This is a genomic window from Pseudomonas sp. FP215, assembly GCF_030687795.1.
GTDB classification, from domain to species: domain Bacteria; phylum Pseudomonadota; class Gammaproteobacteria; order Pseudomonadales; family Pseudomonadaceae; genus Aquipseudomonas; species Aquipseudomonas salmasensis.
On sequence record NZ_CP117447.1, the window covers coordinates 1,260,346 to 1,277,820 of the forward strand.

General features: G+C 59.8%; 13 protein-coding genes. 7 read left to right on the forward strand and 6 right to left on the reverse strand.

Features of this window, described 5'->3' with window-relative positions; all coding sequences use genetic code 11:
• Positions 1–243 precede the first annotated feature (243 nt).
• Positions 244–549, forward strand: coding sequence for a DUF2288 domain-containing protein (locus PSH76_RS05685; protein ID WP_032895676.1), 306 nt, complete (start codon positions 244–246; stop codon positions 547–549).
• 250 nt (positions 550–799) lie between these two features.
• Entirely contained in the window at positions 800–5,017 is a 4,218-nt protein-coding gene (locus PSH76_RS05690; protein ID WP_305493717.1) for a dermonecrotic toxin domain-containing protein, read from the forward strand.
• A 55-nt stretch (positions 5,018–5,072) separates the two neighbouring features.
• Here PSH76_RS05690 and PSH76_RS05695 read toward each other — a convergent pair whose 3' ends face one another.
• Positions 5,073–7,337, reverse strand: coding sequence for a bifunctional diguanylate cyclase/phosphodiesterase (locus PSH76_RS05695; RefSeq protein WP_098950620.1), 2,265 nt, complete (start codon positions 7,335–7,337; stop codon positions 5,073–5,075).
• 139 nt (positions 7,338–7,476) lie between these two features.
• Positions 7,477–7,845, reverse strand: a complete 369-nt coding sequence (locus PSH76_RS05700; RefSeq protein ID WP_032895678.1) for a YkgJ family cysteine cluster protein — start codon at positions 7,843–7,845, stop codon at positions 7,477–7,479.
• Positions 7,846–8,098: 253 nt separating this feature from the next.
• On the opposite strand from PSH76_RS05700, the gene PSH76_RS05705 reads away from it, so the two are divergent.
• Positions 8,099–9,445: an MFS transporter gene (locus tag PSH76_RS05705; RefSeq protein WP_032895679.1), complete on the forward strand. Its 1,347-nt coding sequence runs from the start codon at positions 8,099–8,101 to the stop codon at positions 9,443–9,445.
• A gap of 593 nt (positions 9,446–10,038) precedes the next feature.
• Here PSH76_RS05705 and rapA read toward each other — a convergent pair.
• Entirely contained in the window at positions 10,039–12,885 is a 2,847-nt protein-coding gene (gene rapA / locus PSH76_RS05710; protein ID WP_032895680.1) for an RNA polymerase-associated protein RapA, read from the reverse strand.
• 219 nt (positions 12,886–13,104) lie between these two features.
• On the opposite strand from rapA, the gene PSH76_RS05715 reads away from it, so the two are divergent.
• Positions 13,105–13,446 carry a hypothetical protein gene (locus tag PSH76_RS05715; RefSeq protein WP_032895681.1) on the forward strand — a complete coding sequence of 114 codons (342 nt, stop codon included), beginning with the start codon at positions 13,105–13,107 and terminating at the stop codon, positions 13,444–13,446.
• On the opposite strand, the gene PSH76_RS05720 is transcribed toward PSH76_RS05715, so the two are convergent.
• The 3 genes from PSH76_RS05720 to PSH76_RS05730 form a co-directional block, all read right to left on the reverse strand.
• Positions 13,443–14,624: an aminotransferase class V-fold PLP-dependent enzyme gene (locus tag PSH76_RS05720; RefSeq protein WP_032895682.1), complete on the reverse strand. Its 1,182-nt coding sequence runs from the start codon at positions 14,622–14,624 to the stop codon at positions 13,443–13,445. The genes PSH76_RS05715 and PSH76_RS05720 overlap by 4 nt on opposite strands.
• Complete coding sequence (locus PSH76_RS05725; protein ID WP_032895683.1) at positions 14,621–15,091, reverse strand: RidA family protein; 471 nt, start codon at positions 15,089–15,091, stop codon at positions 14,621–14,623. Before PSH76_RS05725 ends, PSH76_RS05720 begins: the two co-directional genes overlap by 4 nt.
• 91 nt (positions 15,092–15,182) lie before the next feature.
• Complete coding sequence (locus PSH76_RS05730) at positions 15,183–16,055, reverse strand: LysR substrate-binding domain-containing protein (protein WP_138762396.1); 873 nt, start codon at positions 16,053–16,055, stop codon at positions 15,183–15,185.
• Positions 16,056–16,188: 133 nt separating this feature from the next.
• On the opposite strand from PSH76_RS05730, the gene PSH76_RS05735 reads away from it, so the two are divergent.
• The 3 genes from PSH76_RS05735 (at position 16,189) to PSH76_RS05745 (ending at position 17,460) form a co-directional block, all read left to right on the forward strand.
• The gene (locus PSH76_RS05735) at positions 16,189–16,350 is read left to right on the forward strand and encodes a hypothetical protein (protein ID WP_003193515.1); all 162 of its coding nucleotides are present in this window, start codon (positions 16,189–16,191) and stop codon (positions 16,348–16,350) included.
• Positions 16,351–16,493: 143 nt separating this feature from the next.
• Positions 16,494–16,610, forward strand: a complete 117-nt coding sequence (gene ccoM, locus PSH76_RS05740) for a cytochrome c oxidase subunit CcoM (RefSeq protein WP_019817835.1) — start codon at positions 16,494–16,496, stop codon at positions 16,608–16,610.
• Between the two features lie 244 nt (positions 16,611–16,854).
• Complete coding sequence (locus tag PSH76_RS05745; RefSeq protein WP_003193513.1) at positions 16,855–17,460, forward strand: DUF4823 domain-containing protein; 606 nt, start codon at positions 16,855–16,857, stop codon at positions 17,458–17,460.
• Positions 17,461–17,475 lie beyond the last annotated feature (15 nt).

Below are 17,475 nucleotides of genomic sequence, written 5' to 3' on the forward strand. Positions count from 1 at the left end.
GGCAACTGTACCGGTACAGTGTAGAGCGCTGGCTGATGGCTTGAAAAGCTGGCAGCTGGGGGCAAAACCTGGGTATGTCGCTTAAATGAAAGAAAAAGACAGAATCGCGGCGGGATGCGAACAGCTTTCAAGGCATTCCTTGGCTTTCCTGGCACTTTCAATCGTTACTTCATTTGCTACTGGGTTTTTCTGCCTGAGCGACGGGGCTATGATTGCGCCGATTTTTTACTCAGGTGAATTCCCATGACGCAAGAACCAAGCACCCTCTATGCCAAGCTGCTCGGTGAAACCGCCGAAATTTCCTGGAAGGAGCTTGAGCCGTTCTTTGCCAAGGGTGCCCTATTGTGGGTCGATGCCAGCCTGGATTTGATCGAGGCAGCCGAGGGAATGGCCGAAGACAACCGGGACAAAGTCGCCGCCTGGCTAGCCGCCGGGAGCCTTGGCGAAGTGTCTGCGACGCGGGCATTGGACCTGGTTGAACGGGATCCGAGTTTATGGGCGGTGGTGGTCTCGCCCTGGATCCTGATCCAGGAAAGGGCACGACTCTGAGGCGCTGCACTTATTTGGCGCGAACTGAAGAAGGTTAAAGTGTGTAATCGAGTAGCGTGATGGCTCTTTGCCGTGAAGAAACGTCACACGCCAGGGTGACGTTAACGTCACGGGCACAGTTGTATGCCTTCTGCCACGCCGTTTTAATTGTTATAGGGTATGTCAGGATCTTCCCGGTAAGTATGTAACGCTGTTTCCAGCGACACATCCGTAATTCTCAGCCCTGAAATCATTGACTCAGGGCTCGACCATGCAACCGACTTACCGATTGTCCTCCACGCCTGCCGCAAGCCTTGCGGCGACGCAGGACAACGAATACAAGACCCATTACCGCGACCAACTCCAGGGCATCGACACCACACTGCAGTTCCTGCGGTCTCGCCCCACCTTCTCGGCTTTTATCAATGAACGGGTAAATGCGACGTTCACGTCCACCGCAAACCTGGACGCGTCTCGGGTATTTATCAAAAGCGATCCGAGCGACGTTGTGGTTGCGCAGGACGCCGTTCAGGCGACTCGGCTGCTTCCTAGCGTGATGGATGCTGTCATCAGACGAATCGTTGACCAGCAACCCGCGTCTTTTGCCAGCCGCAGCACTACTTTTACCTTTGACCGCGACGAGGAAGCCGACGAGCAGTTGCCCTCATCGCTGACACCGGCTGCATTTGACACGTTTCTCGATGAACTGTCGGCTTCGCTGCAGACGGCCTACCGGGCGTGCCTGGATACTTTCTGGAAACAGGCAGTCAGTACGACCGACCCGCGCTTGCCCCAGGATTCTGTGATCTCGGCACGTAGCAAACAGATCAGCGTGGAAGCTTCCTTGCTCAGGGCCGATGGGACGCTGAACACCAACGGCTTGCGCCTGGTCGAGACGTTCGTGGCATATCCCGATGCGGTCGCACGGCAAGCAAGGCCCAACAGGCCAGCGGCCTACGCAGTGGTGTTGAAGGGCGCAGGTACTGGCGCTGATATGCCTTTGCAGGGTGCGGTGATGCTGACCGCTAGGGATCCTTTCGATTCGTCCTCCAACAGGAGTAAGCCGCTTGCACCGCTCGTGGCTCGCCCGGTAACAACCAGCGTCAATGTGGGTATCGTCGTTTTGTTTACACCTAATCGCGGCCTCGAGGCGTTCCAGTCCTTGGCGCTTCTGGATCAGGAACTGCATCGGCGATTAAACACCGACTACGAGTTCGATGGCCTATTCTCCCTGCTTGCGGACAAACACTACGAGCCGGCGACGGCCCTGCGTGATAAGGCACAGACCACCGGTTGCTTTGACTACCAAGAAATCCTTGAATCAGTCTTCAGCGCCAGCGTGGCGGCGCAGTATGAAAAGCTGGTCGATGATTTTGCGTTCATGGTGAGTCGGTATCAGCGAAGGGGCACCGATGAAGACTTCAGCCAGCTGCCAGTCAGCCTGGATCGAACCATGGACATGCAAAAGTGCTTCGGCGTCAGCGAGGTGTTGCGCGCTCGTGAAACCAAACGCTCCAAGGCCGAACTCGAGCAGTTTTTAAGCGCGGCCTCAGAGGCCGATAAACAGGCCTGGGCAGCGGCCGCGCGTGACTACCTGGGCGAACTTGAACGTGCTTATACCGGGGAGGGGTTGCCCTCGGTTTTACAGTATGGTGACCAGCAGACGCTATTGGCCTACAGCAGTGAGCAACTGGCCCAGGCGCTGGAAAACCAGTACGGCATCGAGACGGACCCGTGCGATATTCAGGTCACTGTTCGTCGGCCCAACCCCGCGTCTGGTCTTTATTTTCCCGGCGCCAGGCCCAATCCGCAGAGTGGCCAGCCGCACTATTCCACTGACACTAAAAGCCTGGCGGCGCTGGCCCTGGAAAATGTCGACTATCTGGACGAGGTGTTTGTGGCCAAGTCCCAATTGAGCCTGTACGGGGAACCCTACACGGCGTTGACCACGCAACAGGTCAAGGACCTGGTACGTGACGTGGATATTGGCGGCTCCTACATTGAGTTTCTCAATAAACGTCTTCTGACATCGGCCGAAGCCAAGCAGCTCAAGCAGAGTTTCGTCGACGTCATGTGCAAGCAGCTCAGGGTCGATGGGATTGAAGCCAAGATTGCCAAGGACTTTACGAGCGACAGTTATGCACGGGTCAAAAGCGTGCTTGACCACCCCACTGAGACTGCGGAGCGGGCCAAGGTGGGGGGCTATGAAGTCAGCGTTTCGGCGCTTTATATACGTGATATTCACGTGCGCGGTGTCCTGGCGGTTACCTGCGCCAACCCGAAAAACAATGTGATCGCCTTGTATACCCCACGGTCCCCGGATGGGCGCGCCTTTCGCGAATACACCGGTATGACGCAACTGCTGGATCAATTCGTCAATAACAATGCGTGGCAGGATTATTTATTTGAGCGCATGGATGGTTCTGCGCTGCCACGACTGCGAACCACATTCAGAAGAGGGATTTTCCGAAGCGAGATCTCTCTGTGGGGGATCAAGGGCAATTTTCTGGAGCGGGCCTACGATTTCGAGGCCCGCGCTGCCATCGCTCAGGCTGACCGCAAGACCACCAGTACCCATGAGTCAAATGTGCGCAGCACCTGGACGGTAATCGAAGGGTTGGTTGAAGTGGCGTTAGCGATTTTCCCGGTCAAGGTGACGTTTGTCATTGGCTTGGTGCGCAGCGCAATGGCGTTGAGTGCCGCCCTGGATGCTTTGCAAAATGATGACAGCGTGGGGGCGACTCATGAGTTTGTCAGGGCATTCGGCTATATGGTGGGGGCGTTGATTGACGGTGCGGTGGGGTTCGCGCCTGTGCGCCTTCCTTCGGCGCGGCCAGGCTTGCCGCACCAGATGGCGCTCAACGCGGCGCCCAAGGACGTCACGCCATTGGCCGGCTGGGAAAGCCAAGGGTTTTATACCCGCGCGGGAAAAGGCTCGACGCCCGGACAGCATTTCCTCAAGGAAAAGGACCAGTGGTTCAAGGTCATCTATGACGAGACGACGTCAATCGGAACCTGGCGTTTGCAGAGCCCTCGTCGAGACGGTCGGCATCACTATCACCTGCCGCCTATTACTCGCAACACGGCTAACGAATGGATCATACGCTCGCCCGAGAGTGGCCTGAGGGGCGGTTATCACTCGCGTATGGCACGTGATGACCTGATGCGGCTCTACCCAGACCTGGGTGATGTGCAAGCGGCACGGGTCCTGGATTCGTTCGAGTTTCCCGCCGGGCGGGAACGGGCCATGGAGCTTCGTCTGGTGCGGCGTCTGGGGGATGGCCCGCTGGAATTGCAAGCCATTGGGCTGCGCGATATTCCTGTCGAATTTCGTCAATACCTCAATGCGACCACGACGCTCGATCAGGCCAGGCTGCGGCTACAGGGTATAGACCCAGGGCGTACCGCCCCTGTTGCCCTGCCGGCGGCGCGCGCGAGTGTCATCGTGACTCAGCAATGGAAGTCCTGGGGCACGAAGATTGATCCTGCCTTGCTGCAACGTAAGTCTGATATGTTCAGTATCTGGGAGTACAAACCGGTTTACAGCCAGCAATCGGGTTGGTCTCAGCTCGAAGGCAACTTTATTAAAATCGATGATCTTTACTATCGCACCCATGAGAATCCGCTGTGGTTTGCCGACAATGTAAGTATCTACAAGCCGGGTACCACCTATGACGACTTTGACAGCTTTGAACTGATGTTGCGCAACAACCCCACCGAACAACCGATGATCGCCACCTATGATCGGGCCGCCTACTTACGGGGAGCACAAAGCTGGGAGGTCATCGAAAGAAGACCGTTTGAGAAAACCATCACGGCCTATGTTCAAGAGGCGTTTCCAGACTTGACTTCAGTGAGCCACACGCAGATCGCTCGGGCTGTATTCAATAAGTATCGCAAGGACTACAAGTATGTGGACATGCTGCGGGTATGGCGTACTGGGCAGACAGCCTTGGATACCCCTTTGTCACTGCTCGAACCGACGCGGCACACGATAGGATCGAACCCGAGGATTCCTCTGGGGCGCGCGCACGAAGGTACGCAGCCAGCAGCCTGGCGGCGTGTGGATTTTGCTTCGGATCGCTTTGAACCGCACTTCAATCACGCCGTCACGCGTCCGGGGCCGGTGACGCTGCGGGCATTGATGACCGAAGTAATGGCCAAGGTTGCCCATGGAGAGCTTCTGGAGGTGTCAGGCACCAAACTGCTGTTCAGGCGAGCAGGGGACGATAGGTTGTATTGTTTGCACCTGGTCGATACGTCGGGGGCGTTTATCGCTGACCGGGCGTTCCGAAGAACCTTACATCGATCCCTGGACTATCGGGGGGTGAATAGGGGGCAATTTGGGCTGCAGTACACCAGTTTCACAAATACGGACTTCGGTACGGCGCTGCATCACCAAAAGGTCATGAATCTGATTGGCGGACTCCAACACAACAGGCGTAGCGTCCAGCCCTCCCAGCTGTTCATTATCAGGTTGGATACCTAGCGCTTGGTTCTAGGTGTCTCCCCTGCACACGGCTTGTTTTGGGCAGCAGACGCTATCAGCGAATCGGCCTGACAATAGACTGCGAACCCATTCGTTCCGTAGCAGGATCCTTGGGGGCAGGGGTTTCGCTGTTGGTTTCCACGCTGAGCGGGTACAGCGGATTGCGCATGGCAATCCCCTGCATCACGCCGATGATGGCGTCGAAGGGCACCGCCGGGCTGAGCAGGTAGCCCTGGATGTAGTCACAGCCATGCTTGAGCAACAGCTCGAACTGCGCCTGGGTTTCCACGCCTTCGGTGACCACCTGCAAGTGCAGGGTGTGGGCCATGCCAATAATCGCCTGGACAATTTCACTGTCTGCGGTGGATTTGGGGATGTCCTGGATAAACGAGCGGTCGATCTTCAAGGTGTTGAGCGGCAAGCGCTTGAGGTAAGCCAGCGACGAATAGCCGGTGCCGAAGTCATCGATGGCCAGTGACACACCCAGGGCGCGAATCTGCCGCAACAGGGCCAGGGTGCTGCTGATATTGCCCATCAACGCGTTTTCAGTGACTTCCAGTTCCAGGCGGTTGGTGCCGATGCCGGCGAAGCGCAGGGCGTCTTCGATTTCATCGGCCAGTTCGTCACGCGCCAGGTTCAACGCCGAGCAGTTCACCGCCATGATCAACTCGGTGTAGCCTCGGTCAGACAACAGGCTCAGGTCGTGACAGGCCTGGCGCAATACCCAGTGGTCCAGTTCGGCGATCAGCCCGTTGTTCTCGGCAATGCCGATAAAGCGGTCCGGGGCCAGCAGCCCGTGTTGGGGGTGTTGCCAGCGCACCAGGGCTTCCAGGCGCGTGACCTTGCCCAGCTTCATGTCGAAGATGGGTTGATAAAACAGCACCAACTGGCTGCGCGTACGCAAGGCGGCGCGCAGTTCTTCTTCCAGTTGCAGCTCAAGAAACGCACGGGTTTTAAGGTTGGAACTGAAGAAGTTCAGACAATTGCGCCCGGCATCCTTGGATTGGTACAGCGCCAGGTCGGCGGTTTTAAGCAGTTCTTCGCAGGTGTGGCCGTCTTCGGGAAACAGGCTGATGCCGATGCTGGTGGTCATCACCATGCGCCGGCCGGCCAGTTCGATGGGCTCTTTCATCTTCTGCATGATGCGCTGGGCCATGTTTCGGGCTTCGTCGCGGTGATGAATATTGACCAGGATGCAGAACTCATCGCCGCCAAAGCGTGCCACCACATCTTCATGGCTGCGTATCGAACCCTTGATATGCCCGGCCAGCACCGTGAGCAGCTGGTCGCCCGCATCATGGCCCAGGCTGTCATTGATACGTTTGAAGTGATCTATATCGAGGAAGATCACCGCCATCATGCCCTGAGTGCGGGTTTTTTCCGCGACTTTCTCCGCGAAGATCTGATTGAAACCACGGCGGTTGAGCAGGCTGGTCAACGCGTCGAAATGGGCCACTTGCTGCAGCGAGGCGCGGGCCTGGTCGAGTTCGCTGAGCAGCGCGTTGACCCGGCGCAGGTCGCGCTCCTTGTGTTGCAGCTTCTTGTCGGCCAGGGCTGCGCTGACGCTGCTGCCGATCACCAGCAAGGTGATCATCGCGACTGAAAGGCCCAGTTGAATCGGGTTGTCATCGGCCCGCAACGACAGGTCCGTGCCGCTGGGCACCAGCATTTGCATGGCCGCCATGCCGGTGAAGTGCATGCTCAGGATCCCGGCACCCAGCACCAGGCTGGCGGCATATTTGAGCAGCTGGTGAAACACACCGGCCCCATTGCGCAGGTAACTGGACAGCAACAACGCCGCCAGGCTGGCGCCCATGGCAATCGCCACCGAGGCCAAAAACAGCCGTGTTTCGAAGTACACCTGGGCCTGGGAACGCATGGCTGACATGCCCACGTAGTGCATCAGCGCGATACCCAGCCCCATCCACACCGAAGCCACCAGGTACTGATGAAAACGCAGGTGGGTATGACTGAGGGTCTGCATGGCGAGCAACGAAGCGATCAGGGCGATCAGCAGCGAGGCGAAGGTCAAGATCAATTCGTAGTGAATGGCAATGGGGGCCTGGAAGGCCAACATGCTGATGAAGTGGGTCGACCAGATGCCACCTGCCAGGCATCCCGCACCCAGCCAGCGCCAATGGCGGCGGGCGGTGGGGTCTTCGACATGGCCGACACGTTCGGCCATGTCCAGCGTACCGAAACCCGCCGCGCAGGCGACCAGGTACGCCAGCAGCACCAGAAACGGGTTATGACTGCAATTGAGCAATAAATGCCCGCTGTCTGGAAGGTCGGTAAAAAAATGCTGCCCCAGCCATTCCATAGCTTATCCCGTCACAGAGCCCTGTCACTGCCAGCGGCGATGACCTATGAGCTCGAGTATAGGAGTCTCTCGAGCTTTGCCATCACTAATGGCGTTTTGATCTCAAATTATTTTGATATGCCTTCCATAGCGTTTGGTGCTAAGCGCTGATGGGCAGGTCGAGTTCGAAGTGCGGGGCCTCCAGCGGGGCCAGGCCAAATGCGGCACGGGCGGCGTCGCAATCGACATTTTGCACGCCCTGGCTCCAGGACGCCTCGAACTCACGGCAGACACTGGAGCGTTGTTCATAAATTGAGCAACTGGTGGCCTGTCCGACTTCACCTTCAAGGCTGGCGCACCGTGCCGGCTTGCGGTCGGTGCCGATCATCGCCACGCGGCTGGGGTTGATCTGCACCACCAGCTCATCGGGCACCGTGCCCCCGGACGAGGCGCACTCACCCCAAAAGAAAGACACGCGAAAGTGTGAACAGCAGGCACCGCAATTCAGACACGGACTGGCTTCGGACATGGGCGTCATCAATAAGAAAAGTAGGAGGAGGGTGCTGCGAAAGGCTCGCCATTCTATCCGTGCCATGGCCGTTGGGAAGAGGGGCACGCACTTATATTTTCGTGGGCAAAATCCCCGGTTGCCTGGGTGAAATCATGCCCTATCAGCTTTACGAATCATTACAGACAATCACCGCCAGCCTGACTATGTTGCAGTGACCTGAGCAGGATGCATCGGGCATCGCAGCTCTCATAACAATAAAAGAGACGGACCCATGCAGAACTCGACCCAAGCGGCGAATGCCTGGCGCATTCTGTTCCTGCTGTTCCTCGCCAACCTGTTCAATTTCTTTGACCGTACCATTCCCGCGATCATCATCGAGCCCATCCGCATGGAATGGCACTTGAGCGATTTTCAGCTCGGTATCATCGGCACCGCCTTTACCATCGTCTACGCCATTGCCGGGCTGCCGCTGGGGCGCCTGGCCGACACCGGCTCACGCAGCAAGTTGATGGGCTGGGGCTTGTTCGCCTGGAGCGGGCTGACGGCGGTCAATGGCATGGTCGGCAGTTTCTGGACCTTCCTGTTGGTGCGCATGGGCATTGGCATCGGCGAAGCCAGCTATGCACCGGCGGCCAATTCGCTGATTGGCGACCTGTTTCCCGCCCACCGCCGCGCCCGGGCCATGGGGATTTTCATGCTCGGCCTGCCGTTGGGCCTGTTGCTGGCGTTCTTCACCATCGGTGCGATGGTCAAGGCGTTCGACAGCTGGCGCGCGCCCTTCTTTATCGCGGCGGTGCCGGGGCTGATCCTGGCGGTGTTCATGTTCTACATAAAAGAACCCAAGCGGGGGGCAGCCGAAACCGTGCAAGTTTCCCAGGAGCGCGTTGACCGCCCGATCCGCCGCGTGCTGGCTGTGCCGACTTTTCTGTGGCTGGTGCTGGCCGGGTTGTGCTTTAACTTTGCTACCTATGCGTGCAACTCATTCCTGGTGCCGATGCTGCAACGCTATTTCCTCATGCCGTTGCAGGACGCGGCCGTCGCAACCGGCGTCATCGTCGGCCTGACCGGCCTGGTGGGATTGACGCTGGGTGGCTGGATTGCCGACAAGATTCATCAACGGGTCGCCAATGGTCGATTGTTGTTTGCTGCGTTCAGCTTGATCATCTCCACGGTCACCACCGCCTGGGCATTGCACGCCGGGCGTGTTGAGATCGGGGTGTTTGTTGCGCTGTTCAGTGTGGGCTGGTTGTTTGCCTACAACTTCTACACCTGCGTGTATACCGCGATCCAGGACGTGGTCGAGCCGCGTTTGCGCGCGACAGCGATGGCGCTGTTTTTTGCTGGGCTGTATTTGCTCGGCGGTGGCATGGGGCCGGTGGTGGTCGGGGCATTGTCCGATCACTTTGCTCATTCGGCGATGTATGCGGACGGGGCGCAGCAGATGACGGAGGCTTATAAAGCAGTGGGCTTGCATGACGCCATGTACCTGATTCCGGTGGCGCTGTTCTTGACCATGCTGTTTCTGTTCCAGGCCTCGCGCAGTTTTGTGCGCGATGCCAAGCGGATGAAGGAAGGGTTGAGTGCGGTTGAGGTGCCGGCGGCTGCGGCTACAGCTTGAGATCGAGGTGACCCTTTCGCAGGCAAGCCAGCTCCCACCTTTGACCGAGTTGACTGAACCTTGTGTGGTCAATTGTGGGCGCCGGGCTTGCACCCATCTACCTGGCACACCACGATCAACCTGTGGGAGCGGGCTTGCTCGCGAAGGCGGCCTAACAGTCAACACAGTTGGACCGGGTACATATCCGTTATTTAGGTAACGGCCACTTGGGGTTCCGCCCTGACGGCGGCTCACTTTTGAAAAGCGCAAAAGTAAGCAAAACGCTCTTGCCCCACCACTCGGCACCTCGCTTGGGCTCGGTGTGCCCGTAATCCGCCAGTGATTTGGGGGGCCGCCGCCACGCGCCATCCATGGCGCGGGGCGGCTAAACCGGCATCCCTGCCGGTTTACCCCCCAAATCACTGTCGAATTCCGGCCAGCGTGGTTTGACGGGGCGCTTAAGATCAAGATCAAAAGCAGATCAAAAGCGGCTCGCTTCGCATCGTGGTTACTGTCGATTGCTTCAGAGTTGTGTAGATACCTATGCAGCGAGGAGGCCTGCAAGGCCAATAAAAAGGCCCGCATTGCGCGGGCCTTTTATGTTCAGCGGATTATCAACCTGCCACCAACACTCGAATCGCTTCCAGTCGCAACGCGGCTTTATCGAGCATGGCCAGGCCTTGCTCGCGTTGGTTGCGCAGGGCAACCAGCTCGCTGTCGCGCACGGTCGGGTTGACCGCTTGCAACGCGGTCAGGCGTGCCAGCTCTTCGTCGGTGTCTGCCGCCAGGCGACGCTTGGCTTCGGCCACGCGCTCGGCGTGACGTGGGGCGATCTTCTCTTCACCGGCGTTGATGCGCGGTGTGAGTTGGTCGCGCTGGGCCTGTACGAATTTGTTCGCGCTGGCCCGTGGCACGCTTTCCAGCTGGTCATTCAAGGTCACGAACGACACGCGGCCCGACAGGTCATTGCCGTTGGCATCCAGCAGGCAGCGCAAGGCGGCCGGTGGTAGGTAGCGGCCCAGTTGCAGGGAGCGCGGGGCGACTACTTCGCTGACATACAGCAGCTCAAGCAATACGGTGCCTGGCTTGAGCGCCTTGTTCTTGATCAGCGCCACGGCGGTGTTGCCCATGGAGCCGGACAGCACCAGGTCCATGCCGCCTTGCACCATCGGGTGCTCCCAGGTGATGAACTGCATGTCTTCGCGCGACAGCGCCTGGTTACGGTCGTAGGTGATGGTTACACCTTCGTCGTCGCCCAGGGGGAAGCTGGCGTCGAGCATTTTTTCGCTGGGCTTGAGGATCAGCGCGTTTTCCGAATGGTCTTCGCTGTCGATGCCGAACGCGTCGAACAGGGTTTCCATATAGATCGGGAGGGCGAACTGGTCGTCTTGTTCGAGGATGTCCTCGACCAGCGCATCGCCTTCGCCGGCGCCGCCGGAATTAAGTTCCAGCAAACGGTCGCGACCGGTGTGCAGCTCCTGCTCCAGGCGCTCGCGCTCGGCACGCGCTTCGTCGATCAGGGCTTGCCACTCGCCGTCGTCGGCAGCTTCCAGCAAGGGCAGCAGGCGTGGGCCGAACTGATGCTGCAAGGCGTTGCCGGTTGGGCAGGTGTTGAGGAAGGCATTGAGCGCTTCGTGGTACCACTGGAACAGGCGCTCTTGCGGGCTGGTTTCCAGGTACGGCACGTGCAGTTCGATCACGTGTTTCTGGCCGATCCGGTCCAGACGCCCGATGCGTTGTTCCAGCAGGTCGGGGTGGGACGGCAGGTCGAACAGCACCAGGTGATGGGAAAACTGGAAGTTGCGGCCTTCACTGCCGATTTCCGAGCAGATCAGTACCTGGGCGCCGAACTCTTCATCGGCAAAATAAGCCGCCGCGCGGTCACGCTCCAGGATGTTCATGCCCTCGTGGAACACCGTGGCCGGAATGCCGGAGCGCACGCGCAGGGCGTCTTCCAGGTCCATGGCGGTTTCGGCGTGGGCGCAGATCACCAGGACCTTGGTGCGCTTGAGCATTTTCAACTGGTCGATCAGCCACTCGACCCGTGGGTCGAAGCGCCACCAGCGGTTCTCTTCCTCGATGTCCGGTTGCGCCTGGAAGCTGACTTCCGGGTACAGCTCGGCGTGTTCGCCCAGGGGCAGTTCGAGGTATTCGTCCGGGTTCGGCAGCGGGTAGGCGTGCAGCTTGCGCTCGGGGAAGCCTTGCACCGCAGCACGGGTGTTACGGAACAGCACGCGGCCGGTGCCGTGGCGGTCCAGCAGCTCACGGACCAGGCGGGCACTGGCTTCGGTGTCGCCATCGTTGACGGCGGTGAGCAGGGCTTCGCCTTCGTCGCCGAGGAAGCCTTGAATGGTCTTGTGTGCGGTCGGCGACAGGCGGCCCTTGTCCAGCAGCTCCTGCACAGCTTCGGCCACCGGGCGATAGTTTTCGCTCTCGGCGCGGAAGGCTTGCAGGTCGTGGAAGCGGTTCGGGTCCAGCAGGCGCAGGCGCGCAAAGTGGCTGTCCTGGCCCAGTTGCTCCGGGGTAGCGGTCAGCAACAGCACGCCGGGAATCACCTCGGCCAGTTGTTCGACCAGCGAGTATTCGGCGCTGGCCTTGTCTTCGTGCCACACCAGGTGGTGGGCTTCGTCGACCACCAGCAAGTCCCAACCGGCGGCGAACAGCGCATCCTGGGCCTTCTCGTCGTCCACCAGCCATTCCAGGGCAACGAGTGCAAGCTGGGTGTCTTCGAACGGGTTGGTGGCATCGCTTTCGATAAAGCGCTCTTCATCGAACAGCGCAACCTGCAGGTTGAAGCGGCGGCGCATTTCCACCAGCCATTGGTGCTGCAGGTTTTCCGGGACCAGGATCAGTACGCGGCTGGCACGGCCCGAGAGCAGTTGGCGATGGATCACCAGGCCCGCTTCGATGGTCTTGCCCAAGCCTACTTCGTCCGCCAGCAACACCCGTGGCGCGATACGGTCCGCGACTTCGCGGGCGATGTGCAGTTGGTGGGCAATCGGTTGGGCGCGTACGCCACCCAGGCCCCACAGCGAGGACTGCAACTGGCGGCTGGTGTGCTCCAGGGTGTGGTAGCGCAGCGAGAACCACGCCAGCGGGTCAATCTGCCCGGCGAACAGACGGTCACTGGCCAGGCGGAACTGGATGAAGTTGGACAGTTGGGTTTCGGGCAGGGTGACCTGCTCGTTCTGCCCATTGAGGCCGTGGTAGACCAGCAGGCCATCGACGTCGTCGACTTCCTGTACGGTCATTTTCCAGCCTTCGAAATGGGTGATGGTGTCACCCGGCGAAAACCTCACGCGAGTGAGGGGCGCATTCCGTAGCGCATACTGGCGCGTGTCGCCAGTGGCCGGATAGAGCACGGTCAACAAGCGGCCGTCCTGTGCCAGAACGGTGCCTAACCCCAGCTCTGCTTCGCTGTCACTAATCCAGCGTTGCCCCGGTTGATACTGCTGCGCCATGCTGCCTGACTCCCGCCGTGAAAAAGCCGACTATGTTAACGGAACACGGCCCGGCGCCCAAGAACTCTGACAAAAACTACGCTGTTTATACGGGCCGGCGGAAATTGAATCGACGGATGGCGGGCACTTGAGAGTGTCGACTGAGTCACAGCTTGGCACGCGAGTGCTCAAGTCACCCTGCTACCCGCCGACAGCCTGTTGATCAGGAGAATAATTATCATGCTGCCACCCATGCTGCCCGTCAGTGTTGTGCCGGTCACGTCGCAACTCGACCCGGCACGCCAGAAGCCGGATATTCCGCCGGTGGTGCCCGTTCAAGCGGGCTCCAACGAGAGCACGATCGACCTGAAAAAAGGCGATGCCGAGCAATCGACCTTTCTGTTGCGCGAAGAGCAGCGGCGCCAGCAGGAGCAACAGAAGCGTCGGCGCGAAGCTGACGACGACGAGCAGCAGCATTTGCCGATTCCCGGCGACTTGCTCAACGCTGACAACACCGTGCCCGTGGCGCCGCTGATCGAAGACGCGCCGCGCCAGGGCCTGTGGGTGGATATCGAGGTTTAACCCTTCAGTTCGCGCAAGGCCTTCACCAGCCACTCAATCTCGTCATCGGTGTTAAGCGGGCTGACGGAGATGCGCGCAACGCTGCTCAACCCACGCGCTTGCATGTCCAGCGGGGTGTAGGCCACGCCATTGGCGCCGATGTTGATGCGCTTTAACCCCAGGCGTTGCTTGAGTTCAAAACTATCCCAGCCGGCCAGGTTGAACGCGATCAAGCCTGAATGCGTGTTGCCCAAGTCGTGCAAGCTGATCCCCGGTATCTGACGCAGTGCTTCGCGGATTCGCGCGCTGGTCTGCAAGACTCTTTGCCATACCCGCTCAATCCCCAGTTGATTGATCTCGTGCAACGCATTGCCCAGGCCGGCCAGCAGGGCGAAGGACACTTCGCTGGTTTCAAAGCGTCGCGCGTCGTTGCGCAGGTCGAAGCCTTCGGCGGTCCAGGGCGCTGAAAACACGTCGCGTTGGGCCGGGTTCAGGTGCGGGAGAAACTCCGGTCGGATGTACAGCAGTGCGGTACCGCGAGGCCCGCGCAGGTGTTTGCGGCCGGCGGACTTGAGCACATCGCACTGCAACGCTTGCACATCCACCGGCAGCTGGCCGACGGCTTGGCCCGCGTCGATGAAATAGGGAATGGCATGCCGCCTGGCCACATCGCCGATGGCCTGGGCTGGGTTGATCAAACCACCGTTGGCCGGCAGCCAGGTGAGGTCGATCAGCTTCACCCTGGCATCGAGCATCGCCTCCAGTGCCACCGGGCAGGCGGCGCCGCTGGCATCGCACGGGATGACCTCCACCCGCGCCCCGGCTTGAACAGCCAGTTCCATGCTCGCCAGGTTGCCGCCCCATTCGTGGCGCCCCACCAGAATTCGATCGCCCGGCTGCCACGGCCCCAGCGCCTGGAAGGCCATGCTCCAGGCCGTGGAGCCACTGCTGGCGAAGGCAATCGCTGAGGCGGGCGCATTGAGCAGTTGCCCGGCGGCGCGGCGGGCCTTTTCCACTAAGACGGCACCTTGTTCTCCGGCCTCCATCGGGCCGTCGTGCGCTTCGCGTTGCAACTGTTCGATGATGGCGTCGAGCGTCGCCTGGCTGGGCAAGGACGCCCCGGCGTGGTTGAAGTGCACGATGCCCGACTGGCAACCGGGCGTGGCCTCTCGCAAGTGCTGCACTTGCAGCGGGCTCATGGCTGCAGCTCGAAAATGGCATCCACCTCCACGGCGACGCCAGCCGGCAAACTGCTGACCCCTACGGCGGTGCGCACGTGCCGGCCCTTGTCGCCGAGGGCGTTGACCAGCAGGTTCGAGGCGCCATTGGCGACCAGGCTTTGGCGCTGGAAATCGGCGCTGCTGGCAATGAACACACCCAGACGCAGGATACGCACCACCCGCGACAGGTCATCGCCCAGCGCATCGCTTAGTTGCCCCAGCAGGCCCAGCGCCGCCAGTTCTGCCGCTTGGGCGCCGTCTTCGTCGCTGAGGGAGTCACCCAGGCGGCCAAGGTAGGCGGGTTTGCCATCGAGCAGGGGAATTTGCCCGGAGATGAACAGTTGATGCTGGCTGCTCACATGATTGATGTAGTTGGCCGCGGGTTGGCTGGGCGTGGGCAGTGTCAGGCCAAGGGCGTGTACGCGCTGGCGGATGGAGTCGGTCATGGTGAAACCCTCTGGTGTCAGAAGGTTCCAGCATGTTGGCGGTGGCGAGGGGCGACAAACGGATAGATCTCACTCGACGTATCGAAAAAACTCACGCGTCGGCGCACGCTTGTTTTAGCCACTGGCTGAAGCATTCAGCCGCCTCACTGAGCGGGCCCTGGGGGGCGATCAGCCAATAGCCGATGTCGCTGTGATAGGGCGGCCAGTCAAAAGCCTCCACCAGGCTGCCGTCCTGGAGCCTGCGTTCGATCAGGCGATGGCGGCCCATGGCGATCCCCTGGCCGGCCACGGTCGCTTCGACCACGATGTTGTAGTCATGCAGCATCACGCGGGGGTGGCGCTCGAGGTTGACTTGGTAATGGGCCGACCAATCGGTCCACTCGAAAGGGCGGTGCGAAGTTGCCATCAACAGCGGGCCACTGGCGACCTGCCGGGCTTTGAACGCGGGGCTGCACACCGGTGACAGGGTTTCGGCCATCAGGCGCGTAGCGTGCACGTCGGGCCAGTCGCCCTTGCCGTAGCGGATGGCCAGGTCAACCTCGGCCGTGGCGACATTGGCCAATTGAATCGCGGGCAGCATCTCCACCTGGATATGCGGGTAGCGCTGTAGAAACTCGGCCAGGCGCGGCGCCAGCCACAGCGTGGCAAAGGACGCCAGCAAGCCGATACGCAACACATTGGCGCTGGGCGCACCCCGTTGGTTGCGCGTCGCAGCGGCGATGGCGTCGAGGGCAGGGCGGATCTGCTCGTAGTACGCTTGCCCGGCCAACGTCAGGTCAATCGCACGGGTTCGCCGGATAAACAGCGGCTTGCCCAAGTGGTGTTCGAGCTTATGCACCTGGTGGCTCAGCGCACTTTGGGTCACCGACAACTCGTTGGCCGCCTTGATAAAACTCAAGTGCCGCGCCACGGCTTCGAAGGCGCGCAGGGCCAACAGTGGCGGAAGGTCGTTGTGCAAGGCCACCTGGATGCGCCTCCTGGGCAGGGTAGAAAGTGCCGATTCTGGTCGATGGCCTGCATTTTGTCGCCCGCTTAATTGCCGTCGGGCGAGGCAGGCCGCATTATTGAGGCATTACCGCCACGACGTAAGCCAAGCCATGAGTGATGACGACAAGCTGATCGACCTGAACGCCGAACGCGCCAAGCGCGTGCACGACCTCAATGACAAACGCCTGAATGAAGTGCGCCAAGCCTTCGAACAAGCCATGCCCCTGGGCAAACCCAAGAAAAAGCCCAAGAACAAGCCGAAAAAGCGTTGAAACGCCCTGCATCCGTTGATGCAGGTCAGTTATTCCCCTTCTTTACGCCCCGTTGTGGGCGACATTGATCCTGGTCAATTTCCCACCGCGCCTTCTCCATTAACTTAGCCCTATCGCAACAGGGCAAGTGCAGGAGGCCGGTCATGTTTTTCGATAATGTGGTTTTTGCCGGAGTGCTGACTGTTAGCCTCATGGTGCTGTTTTTTGTAGGGTTTGGATTTTTTATCTGGAAAGACGCGAACAAGCGTAAAAAACCTTAAGTTTTTCCGGGTTACATGAGCACGCAAGGCATTTTGGGCGACTTCGGTCGCCCTTTTTTTTGGCTGTCAATTGATGGATCAATAGCTCCCTCGCCACAGGTCCAGCGTCGTAGCGACGTTGTGTAGATACCTATGCGCATCCCAGGCAAGCCCCACATTTGTCATGCGCTGCTCGAACTGGCGTAGAACCTGCATCTCACGCCCCATTCGCCGGTTTCCTGTCACCGGCCTCTGGAGGATTAGGATGCGTAGTCTGGTTTTGCTGCTGGCGTCATTGGCCTTGGGCGGTTGCATGACCGTCAGTGATATGGCCGAAGGCACCCGCTATCAGATGAGCGATGCCGGGCTGCTCGACCACAGCGATACTCGGCGTACTGCCTCGGTGCGCATACAGCCGGACTCCTTTGTGTTTATCGCCCAAGGCGCCTTCGTGCCGCCGGGCAGCGCTTACCCGCGGCCCAATGTGGTGGCCGAGGAAGCATTCAATGGCTTCGTCGAATATTTCCCCATGGTGCGTCGCGCCCGTCAGCCGGAAGGGCTGGAACAGGCCATGGCCGAAGCCCGCGACGCCGGTGCTCACTACCTGCTGTATTGCCGCTTTGCGGCAGCCGATGACCGTATCGGCAACGCCGACGAGTGGACCGACCAACAAGCTCTGGACCGCCTTGGCCTGGACAGCGGGGTGATCCAAGTCATGTTGATCGAGACCAGCACCCAGTATTTGATTGATACTGCACGTATTCGCAGTCGTGGCGGTTTACTGACGTTCCACGATACATCGCCACAAGATTTGATTGCCCGTCCCCTGGCGCAATATGCCCGCGGTTTGCTGGGTATGAGCAATCAGTAAACAGAGGAGCCCGTC